This window comes from Salmonella sp. SAL04202 (genome assembly GCF_046550775.1).
Taxonomy (GTDB): Bacteria; Pseudomonadota; Gammaproteobacteria; order Enterobacterales; family Enterobacteriaceae; genus Salmonella; species Salmonella enterica.
On the sequence record NZ_JBGDXK010000001.1, the window covers coordinates 458,989 to 471,511 of the forward strand.

General features: G+C 54.2%; 13 protein-coding genes. 10 read left to right on the top strand and 3 right to left on the bottom strand.

Annotation, left to right across the window (positions count from 1 at the left end; translation table 11 throughout):
- Positions 1-10: 10 nt before the first annotated feature.
- A complete protein-coding gene (locus tag ACLJQJ_RS02245) occupies positions 11-1,492 on the bottom strand; it encodes an MFS transporter (protein ID WP_001041123.1) in 1,482 nt (493 codons plus the stop codon).
- Positions 1,493-1,820: 328 nt separating this feature from the next.
- On the opposite strand from ACLJQJ_RS02245, the gene ybgI reads away from it, so the two are divergent.
- From ybgI to nei, 5 genes are all read left to right on the top strand, one after another.
- Positions 1,821-2,564, top strand: a complete 744-nt coding sequence (gene ybgI, locus ACLJQJ_RS02250) for a radiation resistance protein YbgI (protein WP_000798844.1) — start codon at positions 1,821-1,823, stop codon at positions 2,562-2,564.
- Positions 2,565-2,579: 15 nt separating this feature from the next.
- Positions 2,580-3,236, top strand: a complete 657-nt coding sequence (gene pxpB, locus ACLJQJ_RS02255) for a 5-oxoprolinase subunit PxpB (protein WP_001188371.1) — start codon at positions 2,580-2,582, stop codon at positions 3,234-3,236.
- Positions 3,230-4,162 (top strand): 5-oxoprolinase subunit PxpC, encoded by a 933-nt coding sequence (gene pxpC, locus ACLJQJ_RS02260; RefSeq protein WP_000932044.1) that lies wholly within the window; start codon positions 3,230-3,232, stop codon positions 4,160-4,162. Before pxpB ends, pxpC begins: the two co-directional genes overlap by 7 nt.
- A complete protein-coding gene (gene pxpA, locus ACLJQJ_RS02265; RefSeq protein WP_063808905.1) occupies positions 4,152-4,886 on the top strand; it encodes a 5-oxoprolinase subunit PxpA in 735 nt (244 codons plus the stop codon). The genes pxpC and pxpA overlap by 11 nt, the downstream gene beginning before the upstream one ends.
- Positions 4,887-5,007: 121 nt before the next feature.
- Positions 5,008-5,799: an endonuclease VIII gene (gene nei / locus ACLJQJ_RS02270; RefSeq protein WP_001113968.1), complete on the top strand. Its 792-nt coding sequence runs from the start codon at positions 5,008-5,010 to the stop codon at positions 5,797-5,799.
- 54 nt (positions 5,800-5,853) lie between these two features.
- On the opposite strand, the gene ACLJQJ_RS02275 is transcribed toward nei, so the two are convergent.
- Positions 5,854-6,900: an AbrB family transcriptional regulator gene (locus tag ACLJQJ_RS02275; RefSeq protein WP_023206683.1), complete on the bottom strand. Its 1,047-nt coding sequence runs from the start codon at positions 6,898-6,900 to the stop codon at positions 5,854-5,856.
- A 135-nt stretch (positions 6,901-7,035) separates the two neighbouring features.
- On the bottom strand, positions 7,036-8,319 hold the full coding sequence (locus tag ACLJQJ_RS02280) for a citrate synthase (protein ID WP_000785812.1): 1,284 nt from the start codon (positions 8,317-8,319) through the stop codon (positions 7,036-7,038).
- Between the two features lie 100 nt (positions 8,320-8,419).
- Between ACLJQJ_RS02280 and ACLJQJ_RS02285 the strand changes: the two genes are divergently transcribed.
- The 5 genes from ACLJQJ_RS02285 to sdhB all read left to right on the top strand — a co-directional run bounded on the left by ACLJQJ_RS02285 (position 8,420) and on the right by sdhB (position 12,303).
- A complete protein-coding gene (locus ACLJQJ_RS02285; protein WP_001539488.1) occupies positions 8,420-8,665 on the top strand; it encodes a hypothetical protein in 246 nt (81 codons plus the stop codon).
- 393 nt (positions 8,666-9,058) lie between these two features.
- Entirely contained in the window at positions 9,059-9,463 is a 405-nt protein-coding gene (gene sdhC / locus ACLJQJ_RS02290) for a succinate dehydrogenase cytochrome b556 subunit (protein WP_000263340.1), read from the top strand.
- Entirely contained in the window at positions 9,457-9,804 is a 348-nt protein-coding gene (gene sdhD / locus ACLJQJ_RS02295; RefSeq protein WP_000254356.1) for a succinate dehydrogenase membrane anchor subunit, read from the top strand. Before sdhC ends, sdhD begins: the two co-directional genes overlap by 7 nt.
- A complete protein-coding gene (gene sdhA / locus ACLJQJ_RS02300; protein WP_000775561.1) occupies positions 9,804-11,570 on the top strand; it encodes a succinate dehydrogenase flavoprotein subunit in 1,767 nt (588 codons plus the stop codon). The genes sdhD and sdhA overlap by 1 nt, the downstream gene beginning before the upstream one ends.
- A 16-nt stretch (positions 11,571-11,586) precedes the next feature.
- Positions 11,587-12,303 carry a succinate dehydrogenase iron-sulfur subunit SdhB gene (sdhB, locus tag ACLJQJ_RS02305; RefSeq protein WP_001537859.1) on the top strand — a complete coding sequence of 239 codons (717 nt, stop codon included), beginning with the start codon at positions 11,587-11,589 and terminating at the stop codon, positions 12,301-12,303.
- Positions 12,304-12,523 lie beyond the last annotated feature (220 nt).

Sequence of the window (12,523 nt, forward strand, 5' to 3'; positions counted from 1 at the left end):
CATTCTGCTATCAGGATTCGACGGCCAGCGCGCGGCTTTTGAATTTGAAGGACTGATACAGCCAAATCAGCAGGACAACCCCTACGCAGGCTAACGCGCCCCAGGTGATCTGTTCAAAAACATCCACATAGGCGTTGATGGCGTAATTAACCGCGCCGCTGGCGTCGAAGGCGCTTTGCGAGGTCTGGTCAGCGATGACGCCTGCCAGATAGTTAGCTATCGCGCCGGACAGCAGCATATAAATTCCGGTTAATACGCCGGTGACGCCGGGGATATCAATGCGCGTAATTTGCGACATGGCGACCGGGTCGATAAACAGCTCGGCAAAGCCCATCACCGCCAGTCCCAGCACCATTAGCGGCATTGAAGAGTGTCCGTAAGCGGCGGACCAGCGTGCGCTCAGGGTCAGAATACAGAATCCGGCGCTCATCAGACCGAGACCCAGCGCGAATTTGCCCCAGATACGCACGGTGCGATTACCGCTTACGCTCTCTTTAACCAGCCAGGCCAGGACGACCCCACACAGCATCACGGCAAAGGCGTTCACCGACTGGAACATGGCGGTAGGAACGGAATAGCCCAGAATATCGCGGTTCACAAAGCGGTCGATATACAGGCTGATAGAACTGCCGCCCTGCTGGGCAAACGCCCAGAACAGCATACTGAACAGGGTCAGGGTGACAATCAGCCCCAGTTCTTTGCGCTGTTTGGCCGTTTGCGCCTGACGATAAATTTTTGCCAGCACGACCAGGCCGATCGCGGTCGCCACGATTAAGGCATAGACAGACCATTCTTTCCAGAACAGAACGGTAATCAGCAACGGTGCCGCTACCAGCAGAATTAACAGCCAGCCCCAGTTCGGCAGCAGGTAGTTTCTGGCGCACAACACGGCTTTATTCACGCCGGTAGTGTGGGTGAAATGACGATTTCCACACAGGAAGATCACTAACCCTGCCAGCATACCAATGGCGGCGAGCGCAAAGCCCATCGCCCAACTGTACTCCTCTTGCACATAGCCGCAGGCGATAGGCGCCACGATCGAACCAATATTACCCGCTGCGTAAAGCAGCGAGAACCCGCCATCGCGGCGCGGATCTTCCGGCTGGTACAGTTCGCCCAGCAGGCAGCTAATATTCGATTTAAACAGGCCGTAGCCGCAGACAATGATCGCCAGCGACAGATAAAGGAATGTCGGCGCGATCTCACTGGCGCCCAGCACTAAATGACCTATAGCCATTAAAAATGCGCCCAGCATGACTGCCATTCGGTTGCCAAGCACCTTATCCGCCAGATAGCCGCCGAGAATTGGCGTTACGTAGACCAGCGAACAATAAGCGCTGAATAACTCATAGGCGTGGTTATCGTCGTATTTTAGCTGATTGGTGAGATAAAGAATCAGTAGGGCGCGCATACCATAAAAGCTGAAGTACTCCCAAATTTGCAGGGCGACAACGTAGTAAATAGCGCGGGGTTGAGATGCTTGTTTATTCATCGTATTTCCGGGATAGAGACGCTGCGGCAAGAACGCGGCATTCTCAGATAATGCCTTTCTTTGTGGGCTTATTAAGCCTGCCGTATCGCCGTGTTTCCTTAAAGTTACCAACATGATACAGAACTGATTTTTTCTGCAATATGCGTTCTGATTGCATAAATATACATGAAACCGATCGTGTTTTGATAAGTAATTTGCGCCAAACCCGGAGGTGATTGTTTCTTGATGTGTCAAACAAATGTTTATCGACGAACGGCTAACGGAAGGCTATGTTAACGGAGACTGAACCCGTAACGGGAAAGTAGAACGTGGGTTAAAGGGAGCGATGATGAAAAACACCGAGCTGGAACAACTGATTAACGACAAGCTGAACAGTGCGGCAATAAGCGATTATGCGCCGAATGGTTTACAGGTCGAAGGAAAAGAGACGGTACAGAAAATCGTTACCGGCGTGACCGCAAGTCAGGCGCTGCTCGATGAGGCGGTGCGTTTGCAGGCCGATGCGGTTATTGTTCATCATGGTTACTTCTGGAAAGGCGAGTCTCCGGTTATTCGCGGCATGAAACGCCGTCGCTTAAAAACGTTACTGGCAAATGATATTAACCTTTACGGTTGGCATCTGCCGCTGGATGCGCACCCTGAGCTGGGCAACAATGCGCAGTTGGCGGCGCTATTGGGCATTACCGTGAAAGGAGAAATTGAGCCGCTGGTGCCGTGGGGAGAGCTCTCAATGCCGGTGCCGGGGCTGGAACTGGCCTCATGGATTGAAGCGCGTCTGGGGCGTAAACCGCTATGGTGCGGCGATACCGGGCCAGAGAATGTGCAGCGTGTCGCCTGGTGTACTGGCGGCGGGCAAAGTTTTATTGATAGCGCCGCCCGCTTCGGCGTGGATGCTTTCATTACCGGCGAGGTGTCTGAACAGACCATTCATTCCGCGCGCGAACAGGGGCTGCATTTTTATGCCGCCGGGCACCATGCCACTGAACGCGGCGGTATTCGCGCCCTGAGCGAATGGTTGAACGAAAACACGGCGTTGGATGTGACGTTTATTGATATCCCTAACCCGGCATAACTGAGAGGTAATAAAGTGCAGCGAGCGCGTTGTTATCTGTTAGGCGAAACGGCGGTCGTCCTGGAACTTGAACCGCCGATTACGCTGGCGAGCCAGAAACGCATCTGGCGTCTGACGCAGCGTCTGGTCGATATGCCGAACGTGGTGGAAGCCATTCCCGGGATGAACAATATCACCGTGATCTTGCGGGAACCGCAAACCCTGGCGCTGGATGCGATTGAGCGTCTGCAGCGCTGGTGGGAAGAGAGCGAGGCGCTGGAACCGGACTCGCGTTCGGTTGAGATCCCGGTGATCTATGGCGGCGCAGGCGGGCCGGATCTGGCGGCGGTGGCACGGCACAGCGGTTTGAGTGAAAAGCAGGTCGTGGAGCTACATGCCTCCGTTGAGTATGTCGTCTGGTTTTTAGGCTTTCAGCCTGGCTTTCCCTATCTTGGGAATTTACCAGAACCGCTCCATATGCCCAGACGTGCGGAGCCGCGCCTGCAGGTTCCGGCCGGTTCTGTCGGCATCGGCGGCGCGCAGACGGGTATTTATCCATTATCCACGCCGGGCGGCTGGCAGCTGATCGGCCTCACGCCGTTGAAGTTATTCGATCCGATGCGGGAGCCTCCGGTTCTGCTACGCCCTGGCGATAGCGTACGCTTTGTGCCGCAAAAGGAGGGAATATGCTGAATATTATTCGCGCGGGGATTTACACCTCCGTGCAGGATAGCGGGCGTCACGGCTTTCGTCAGTCGGGGCTGAGTCACTGCGGTGCGCTGGATAAACCCGCCTTTCAGACCGCTAATCTCCTGGTCGGGAACGATGCGAATGCCCCGGCGCTGGAAATCACTCTCGGTCAACTGGTTGTCGAATTTGAAAATGAGACCTGGTTCGCTCTTACCGGCGCAGGCTGCGAGGCGCAGTTGGATGATCAACCGGTCTGGACAGGCTGGCGATTGCCGGTAAAAGCGGGTCAGCGTCTTACGCTGCATCGACCGCTTCACGGGATGCGTAGCTATCTGGCGGTGGCGGGCGGTATTGCTGTGCCGGAGGTGATGGGATCGTGTAGTACCGATCTGAAGTCCGGTATCGGTGGGCTGGAAGGCCGGCTGCTAAAAGATGGCGATCGGCTGGCGACGGGTAAACCATCGCGACAGTTTAGCGGGCCGCAGGGCGTGAAGCAGTTACTGTGGGGGAATCGTATTCGTGCGCTGCCGGGGCCGGAATACCGTGAGTTCGATCGCGCCTCGCAAGAAGCATTCTGGCGTTCGCCGTGGCAACTCAGTCCGCAAAGTAATCGCATGGGCTATCGTTTGCAGGGACAATCGTTAACGCGGACAACGGATCGCGAACTGCTGTCGCACGGTTTGCTGCCCGGTGTCGTACAGGTGCCTTACAACGGCCAACCTATTGTGTTAATGAATGATGCCCAGACAACTGGCGGCTATCCGCGCATTGCCTGCATCATCGAGGCAGATATGTACCATCTGGCGCAGATCCCGCTAGGGCAACCGATCCATTTTGTGCAATGTTCGCTGGAAGAGGCGCTCAACGCGCGCCGCGAGCGTCAGCGCTATCTGGAACAGCTCACCTGGCGGCTTCAGCATGAACATTGATTTAAATGCGGATGTGGGCGAAGGCTGCGCCAGCGACAGCGAATTATTAACGCTGGTCTCCTCCGCCAATATCGCCTGTGGTTTTCACGCCGGTGATGCGCAAACCATGCTGACCAGCGTGCGCGAGGCGCTGAAAAACGGCGTGGCGATCGGCGCGCATCCCAGCTTTCCGGATCGGGATAATTTTGGGCGGACGGCGATGGTTTTGCCGCCGGAAACGGTATACGCCCAGACGCTGTACCAAATCAGCGCGCTGGGGGCGATTGTTCAGGCGCAAGGCGGCGTGATGCGCCATGTCAAACCGCACGGTATGCTCTATAACCAGGCGGCGAAAGATCCTCATCTGGCACAGGCGATTGCGAAAGCGGTACACGACTATGATCCGTCACTGATACTGGTTGGACTGGCGGGAAGTGAGCTGATCCGGGCCGGTGAGCGCCATCGCCTGGTGACGCGGCAGGAGGTGTTTGCCGATCGCGGCTATCAGGCCGACGGTAGCCTGGTGCCGCGCATGCAACCTGGCGCGCTGATTCACGACGAAGAGCAGGCGCTGGCGCAAACGCTGGATATGGTACAAGCCGGGAGAGTGAAAAGCGTTACTGGCGTGTGGACGACTGTCACGGCGCAAACGGTGTGCATTCATGGCGACGGCGAGTATGCGCTTGCATTCGCTCGCAGGTTACGCGCCGCGTTCAATGCGCGTAATATACACGTTATTGCCTGAGAGCCCGACGATTGAAGTTATTATATTACGGCTGTGGATGTTCATTATGGCGTTCGATGTGCATTCCAGACAGTCAGAGGCGGTGTAGTCCATTAATCAACTGTTAACAAAGGATATTATCATGCCTGAAGGCCCGGAAATTCGTCGTGCGGCGGATAATCTGGAGGCGGCAATCAAAGGCAAACCCTTAACCGATGTCTGGTTTGCCTTTGCACAGTTAAAACCGTATGAATCGCAGCTTACCGGTCAACTTGTTACCCGGATAGAGACGCGGGGAAAAGCGTTATTGACCCACTTTTCAAATGGCCTGACGCTCTACAGCCACAACCAACTCTATGGCGTATGGCGGGTGATCGATACTGGTGAAATACCGCAGACCACGCGTATATTGCGCGTCAGGCTACAAACGGCAGATAAAACTATTCTGCTTTATAGCGCGTCTGATATCGAAATGCTGACAGCAGAGCAGCTCACGACGCACCCCTTTTTACAGCGAGTCGGGCCGGATGTGCTGGACGCGCGTCTTACTCCGGAAGAGGTTAAAGCTCGATTGCTGTCGCCGCGTTTTCGCAACCGACAATTTTCCGGACTGTTGCTGGATCAGGCCTTTCTGGCGGGATTGGGGAATTATCTGCGCGTTGAAATCCTCTGGCAGGTAGGGTTAACCGGACAGCATAAAGCGAAAGATCTCAACGAGGCGCAACTGAATGCGCTTTCTCACGCGCTGTTGGATATTCCGCGCCTTTCCTACACGACTCGCGGTCAGGCGGATGAGAACAAGCATCATGGCGCACTGTTTCGCTTTAAGGTTTTCCACCGTGACGGCGAAGTGTGCGAGCGGTGCGGCGGCATTATTGAAAAGACAACACTGTCCTCACGCCCGTTTTACTGGTGCCCGCATTGCCAGAAATAGCCGGAACCGCCATCGGCGAGCGGCTATTGCCTGATGGCGCGACGCTTATCAGCCCTACAAAGGTTGTTTGGGCGCATAGGTTGATATAAAACGGGCCACTGCTGGCCCAGTTAACAGAATGCTGAACAGCCGTAGGGTTTGCATTGCCATGATGAGCGCCATATCGGCACTGCTTCCTGCCGCGATCGCGGCAACCGTATCCAGACCACCGGGACTGGTGGCAAGATAAGCCGTCATAAAATCAATCTGCATGTAGTAAGCCATTCCCCACGCCATCGCGGCGCAAATCGCCATCAGCGCGAAAATTGACAATAAGATTTGCGGCAATGGCCGCAGCGCCATAAAAAACACCTGTCTGTCAAAACCCAGCCCAATACGCCAGCCTATCGCCATATACGCCACGGCCAGCAGCCATTCGGGTAATTCAATCTCAATGATGCCTTGCGAATGGAGAAGCGCGCCTGCCAACATGGGGAGCAGCATCGTGCCGGAAGGGATACGCATCAGGCGACCGGCAATGCCCGCCACGATCGCTAATAACAGCGTCGTCAATAAATTACCGCTAAGTGGCGGAAACCAGATCACCTGTTGGCTGACCGCTGCCGCGCTGTCGCCGAGTATCAGGCGTGTCACCAGCACCGCCGCGCCAGCCACAAACAGTACCCGTAGATACTGCATAAACGCCACCAGGCGGATATCCGCCCCGTAATCTTGCGCCATCGCTACCATTGCCGCCGCGCCGCCCGGCGAAGACCCCCATGCGCCGGTGTTGCCGGGCAGCGAGCTGTAACGTACCAGCAGCCAGCCGACTACCGCGCTGGAAAGCAGCGTCACCAGCAACACTAAAAGCACGACCGGCCAGTAGAGGGCGAGGGTGGTCAATATCGAACCGGTTAGATTTTGGGCGATCATACAGCCGAGAATTGCCTGCGCGGCGAGAAAAATACCGCGCGGAAGTTGTAGCGTACTACCTCGCAAACTCAACACGATACCCGCAATCATTGGACCGAGCAGCATTGCCGCCGGAAGGTGCAGATAGAGAAAAATAAGGGAAATGAGCAGCGATAACAGGAACAACAAAAACCACTGCAGAATCGGCATTCCATGCTCCCTGAATGATATTTAGCGAAACCTTAATTAATCATAGAGAGTAACGGGATAAGAATAAAATAATGAGGATAAGAAAAAGGGAAAATGTACCGGATGGCGAGGGTTGCGTCGCCATCCGGTTGTCAATTAACGCTTCAGCACCGATTTAAAATCGCGTTTATCGTAGCCGGTATACAGCTGACGAGGACGGGCGATTTTCATGCCGTCAGTGTGCATTTCATTCCAGTGTGCAATCCAGCCAACGGTACGCGCCATGGCGAAGATCACGGTGAACATGGAGGACGGAATGCCCATCGCTTTCAGAATGATGCCGGAGTAGAAGTCTACGTTCGGGTACAGTTTCTTCTCGATGAAGTACGGGTCGTTGAGCGCAATGTGCTCAAGCTCCATCGCCACTTCCAGCAGATCGTCTTTGGTGCCCAGTTCTTTCAGCACTTCGTGGCAGGTTTCACGCATCACGGTGGCGCGCGGATCGTAGTTTTTGTAAACACGGTGACCGAAGCCCATCAGGCGGAAAGAATCATTCTTGTCTTTCGCACGGCGAACAAATTCCGGAATGTGTTTAACAGAGCTGATTTCTTCCAGCATTTTCAGCGCGGCTTCGTTGGCGCCGCCGTGCGCGGGTCCCCACAGGGAGGCGATCCCGGCGGCAATGCAGGCGAACGGGTTGGCGCCGCTTGAACCTGCGGTACGTACCGTTGACGTAGAGGCGTTCTGCTCATGGTCAGCGTGCAGGATCAGAATACGGTCCATTGCGCGCTCCAGTACCGGATTCACTTCATAGGTTTCACACGGCGTGGAGAACATCATGTTCAGGAAGTTACCGGCGTAGGAAAGGTCGTTGCGCGGATAAACAAACGGCTGACCGATTGAGTATTTGTAACACATCGCCGCCATGGTCGGCATTTTGGACAGCAGGCGGAACGCCGCGATTTCACGGTGGCGCGGATTGTTCACATCCAGCGAGTCGTGGTAGAACGCTGCCAGCGCGCCAGTGATCCCGCACATTACCGCCATCGGATGTGAGTCGCGACGGAAAGCATGGAACAGGCGAGTGATTTGCTCATGGATCATCGTATGGCGGGTGACTGTCGTTCTGAACTCGTCATACTCTTCCTGCGTCGGTTTTTCGCCGTACAGCAGGATGTAACAGACTTCCAGATAGTTGGAATCGGTAGCAAGCTGGTCAATCGGGAAACCGCGATGCAACAAAATGCCTTCGTCGCCGTCGATGAAGGTGATTTTAGATTCGCAGGATGCGGTAGAGGTGAAACCAGGGTCAAAAGTAAAAACTCCTTTTGAACCGAGACTACGAATATCAATAACATCTTGACCGAGTGTACCTTTTAGCACATCCAGTTCAATAGCAGTGTCACCAGTAAGGGTGATTTTTGCCTTTGTATCAGCCATTTACGGTCTCCTTAGCGCCTTATTGCTTAAGACTGCCGGAACTCAGACTTGCCTTCTCCACGTCATCTTCCTCGTCGTTAGTGCAGGGAAGATTCTGTGTATGCATCAATCAACCGTTACCAGTTTGTTATTTGGCTCGCCGCTCTGTGAAAGAGGGGATGACCTGGGTACAGAGCAATGGGCGCTTGCAGGTAACGGCTTGATTAATTTCGAATTAGCAGCAAATCAGGAACGTAGCAATCCGAGTAATGTAACCTGTCTATCACTAATAACTGTCCTGAAAGAATGGGTCAATATCATTGTACTGTTGCATAACTTATTAACAGGTGAAAGAGTGACCCCATAACTTTTACGCATTATATGCTTTTTCTGGTGTTGTTTGTAACAATTTTGTTTAATGTTTGTCAAATCAGATGATTGAAAATTAAAAAAATGTTGTTATCGTGACCTGTGTCACTGTTCAGAATAAAACCTGACAAACTATATGTAGGTTAATTGTAATGATTTTGTGAACGTCCTATACTGCCGCCAGGTCTCCGGAATACCCTGCAATCCCGAGCCACCCAGCGTTGTAACGTGTCGTTTTAGCTACTGGAAGCAGTGTTTTACATGACGCGCAGTTATAGAAAGGACGCTGTCTGACCCGCACGCAGACCGGAGGAAGGAAATCCCGTCGTCTTTCTGGCTACAGGTAGATTCACCTCTGTAACCGAAGTCTTAAGGGAATAATAAGAACAGCATGTGGGCGTTATTCATGATAAGAAATGTGAAAAAACAAAGACCTGTCAATCTGGATCTACAAACGATTCGGTTCCCCATCACAGCGATAGCGTCCATTCTCCATCGCGTATCCGGTGTGATTACTTTCATCGCCGTCGGCATACTACTGTGGCTACTGGGCACCAGCCTCTCTTCTCCGGAAGGATTCCAGCAGGCCGCCGATATCATGGACGGCTTCATCGTTAAATTTATCATGTGGGGCATCCTTACCGCGCTGGCGTATCACGTCATCGTGGGAATTCGTCACATGTTAATGGATTTTGGTTATCTGGAAGAAACATTCGAAGCGGGTCAACGCTCTGCCAAAATCTCTTTTGTTATCACTGTCGTGCTTTCACTTCTCGCAGGAGTCCTCGTATGGTAAGCAACGCCTCCGCATTAGGACGCAATGGCGTACATGACTTCATCCTGGTCCGTGCTACCGCTATCGTTCTGACGTTATACATCATCTACATGGTGGGTTTTTTCGCCACGAGCGGCGAGCTGACCTTTGAAGCCTGGACCGGTTTCTTCTCATCGGCCTTCACCAAAGTCTTCACCCTGCTGGCGCTTTTTTCCATCTTGATTCATGCCTGGATCGGCATGTGGCAGGTGTTAACCGACTACGTTAAACCACTGGCAGTGCGTCTGATACTGCAACTCGTTATTGTTGTTGCGCTGGTGGTTTACGTCATCTATGGATTTGTTGTGGTGTGGGGTGTGTAATGAAACTGCCAGTCAGAGAATTTGATGCTGTTGTGATTGGCGCCGGTGGCGCAGGTATGCGCGCGGCGCTGCAAATTTCCCAGAGCGGCCAAACCTGTGCGCTGCTCTCGAAAGTCTTCCCGACCCGTTCCCATACCGTTTCCGCGCAGGGCGGTATCACCGTGGCGCTCGGCAATACCCATGAAGATAACTGGGAATGGCACATGTACGACACCGTAAAAGGGTCGGACTACATTGGTGACCAGGATGCCATCGAATATATGTGTAAGACCGGACCGGAAGCGATTCTGGAACTGGAGCACATGGGGCTACCGTTCTCCCGTCTTGATGATGGACGTATCTATCAGCGCCCGTTCGGCGGCCAGTCGAAAAACTTTGGCGGCGAGCAGGCGGCACGTACCGCGGCGGCGGCTGACCGTACCGGTCACGCCTTGCTGCACACGCTGTATCAACAGAATTTGAAAAACCACACCACGATTTTCTCCGAATGGTATGCGCTGGATCTGGTGAAAAACCAGGATGGCGCGGTGGTGGGGTGTACCGCACTGTGCATCGAAACCGGTGAAGTGGTGTACTTCAAAGCCCGCGCGACGGTGCTGGCGACCGGCGGCGCAGGCCGTATCTACCAGTCCACCACCAACGCTCACATCAACACCGGTGATGGTGTCGGTATGGCGCTGCGTGCCGGTGTCCCGGTGCAGGACATGGAAATGTGGCAGTTCCACCCGACCGGTATCGCCGGGGCGGGCGTGCTGGTGACAGAAGGCTGCCGCGGCGAAGGCGGTTACCTGCTGAACAAACACGGCGAGCGCTTTATGGAGCGTTATGCGCCGAACGCCAAAGACCTGGCGGGTCGTGACGTGGTGGCGCGTTCCATCATGATCGAAATCCGTGAAGGCCGCGGCTGCGACGGTCCGTGGGGGCCGCACGCTAAACTGAAACTGGATCACCTGGGTAAAGAGGTGCTGGAATCTCGCCTGCCGGGTATCCTGGAGCTGTCCCGCACTTTCGCTCACGTCGATCCGGTGAAAGAGCCGATTCCGGTTATCCCGACCTGCCACTACATGATGGGCGGTATTCCGACTAAAGTGACCGGTCAGGCGCTGACCGTGAACGAGCAGGGCGAAGACGTGGTCATTCCGGGGCTGTTTGCGGTAGGCGAAATCGCCTGTGTATCGGTTCACGGCGCCAACCGTCTGGGCGGTAACTCACTGCTGGATCTGGTGGTCTTTGGCCGCGCGGCGGGGCTGCATTTACAGGAATCCATCGCCGAGCAGGGCGTGCTGCGCGACGCCAGCGAGTCTGACGTTGAAGGTTCTCTGGAGCGCCTGAATCGCTGGAACAATAACCGCAATGGCGAAGATCCGGTGGCTATCCGCAAAGCGTTGCAGGAGTGTATGCAGCATAACTTCTCCGTATTCCGTGAAGGCGACGCGATGGCGAAAGGGCTTGAGCAGTTGAAAGTGATCCGCGAGCGTCTGAAAAACGCCCGTCTGGATGACACGTCCAGCGAGTTTAATACCCAGCGTGTTGAGTGTCTGGAGCTGGATAACCTGATGGAAACCGCTTACGCCACTGCCGTATCAGCCAACTTCCGGACGGAAAGCCGCGGCGCGCATAGCCGCTTCGATTTCCCGGAGCGTGATGATGCCAACTGGTTGTGTCATACCCTGTATCAGCCGCAAACGGAATCCATGACGCGCCGAAGCGTCAATATGGAACCGAAACTGCGTCCGGCGTTCCCGCCGAAGATTCGTACTTATTAATTGCGGAGACAGGATGATGAAACTCGAATTTTCGATTTATCGTTATAACCCGGATGTCGATAACGCTCCGCGTATGCAGGATTACACCCTGGAAGGCGAAGAAGGGCGCGACATGATGCTGCTGGATGCGTTAATCCAGCTTAAAGAAAAAGATCCCAGCCTTTCTTTCCGCCGTTCCTGCCGCGAAGGTGTGTGCGGTTCTGATGGTTTGAATATGAACGGTAAGAATGGTCTGGCCTGTATTACCCCTATTTCGGCGCTGACTCAGCCGGGTAAGAAGATTGTGATTCGCCCGCTGCCCGGTTTGCCGGTGATCCGCGATTTGGTGGTAGACATGGGGCAATTCTACGCACAATATGAGAAGATTAAGCCTTACTTATTGAATAATGGGCAAAATCCACCGGCTCGTGAGCATCTGCAGATGCCGGAGCAGCGTGAAAAACTCGATGGGCTGTATGAATGTATTCTTTGCGCCTGTTGCTCAACATCCTGCCCGTCATTCTGGTGGAACCCGGATAAGTTTATCGGTCCGGCGGGGCTGCTCGCGGCGTATCGATTCCTGATCGATAGTCGTGATACCGAGACCGATAGTCGTCTGGAAGGGATGAGCGATGCATTCAGCGTATTCCGCTGTCACAGCATTATGAACTGCGTCAGTGTATGTCCTAAGGGACTGAACCCGACGCGCGCTATCGGCCATATTAAGTCGATGCTGTTGCAGCGTAGCGCATAAGTAGTTGTAGTGGTTGCCGGATGGCGACGTACCGTCTTATCCGGCCTACAGGCGCAACCCCGTAGGCCTGATAAGCGCAGCGCCATCAGGCAATAGAAGTGCAGGAAACCTCTAAAAACTGCCATATGATTAGTAATAATCGAGATGTTCAGAGCGAGACAAGGCGCGGTCTGAACGAATCTTCGGGAGCATAGTTAACTATGTGACCGGAGTAAGCGAA

Bases quoted from the DNA above. Each gene is read 5' to 3' on its own strand.
- ACLJQJ_RS02245 (WP_001041123.1), bottom strand. From the start codon at position 1,492: ATGAATAAACAAGCATCTCAACCCCGCGCTATTTACTACGTTGTCGCC.
- ybgI (WP_000798844.1), top strand. From the start codon at position 1,821: ATGAAAAACACCGAGCTGGAACAACTGATTAACGACAAGCTGAACAGT.
- pxpC (WP_000932044.1), top strand. From the start codon at position 3,230: ATGCTGAATATTATTCGCGCGGGGATTTACACCTCCGTGCAGGATAGC.
- pxpA (WP_063808905.1), top strand. From the start codon at position 4,152: ATGAACATTGATTTAAATGCGGATGTGGGCGAAGGCTGCGCCAGCGAC.
- nei (WP_001113968.1), top strand. From the start codon at position 5,008: ATGCCTGAAGGCCCGGAAATTCGTCGTGCGGCGGATAATCTGGAGGCG.
- ACLJQJ_RS02275 (WP_023206683.1), bottom strand. From the start codon at position 6,900: ATGCCGATTCTGCAGTGGTTTTTGTTGTTCCTGTTATCGCTGCTCATT.
- ACLJQJ_RS02280 (WP_000785812.1), bottom strand. From the start codon at position 8,319: ATGGCTGATACAAAGGCAAAAATCACCCTTACTGGTGACACTGCTATT.
- ACLJQJ_RS02285 (WP_001539488.1), top strand. From the start codon at position 8,420: ATGCATCAATCAACCGTTACCAGTTTGTTATTTGGCTCGCCGCTCTGT.
- sdhC (WP_000263340.1), top strand. From the start codon at position 9,059: ATGTGGGCGTTATTCATGATAAGAAATGTGAAAAAACAAAGACCTGTC.
- sdhD (WP_000254356.1), top strand. From the start codon at position 9,457: ATGGTAAGCAACGCCTCCGCATTAGGACGCAATGGCGTACATGACTTC.
- sdhA (WP_000775561.1), top strand. From the start codon at position 9,804: ATGAAACTGCCAGTCAGAGAATTTGATGCTGTTGTGATTGGCGCCGGT.
- sdhB (WP_001537859.1), top strand. From the start codon at position 11,587: ATGAAACTCGAATTTTCGATTTATCGTTATAACCCGGATGTCGATAAC.